This is a genomic window from Sulfitobacter sp. HI0027, from assembly GCF_001634775.1.
Taxonomy (GTDB): domain Bacteria; phylum Pseudomonadota; class Alphaproteobacteria; order Rhodobacterales; family Rhodobacteraceae; genus Sulfitobacter.
Genome location: NZ_LWER01000303.1, coordinates 1 through 205, shown reverse-complemented (window position 1 = coordinate 205; position 205 = coordinate 1). Strand labels below are relative to the sequence as shown.

The window sequence follows — 205 nt, the reverse complement described above, 5'->3', positions numbered from 1 at the left end:
GATTTGCTTTGTGTTCTGGCGAGCCCGGTAGTCCATGCTGTAGTAGACCCCAATGTTGGTGGATCTGAGGTTTCGCCCACTTAATCCACTAAACAAAACACGGATGCGGACGTCACCGGTGAAATCAAAGTAGTCAGCAATGTGCTTCACCGTTGCGAGGAAACTATTAGCGTAGGAAATCTGTTGAGCTATCCATATATGCTGG

The 205-nt window shown here is 47.8% G+C and carries 1 protein-coding gene; it reads right to left on the bottom strand.

From position 1 onward, the window contains the following. Positions 1 to 205 (bottom strand): hypothetical protein (locus A3722_RS24880; protein ID WP_236627444.1); only part of this gene is annotated, 205 nt, incomplete at both ends.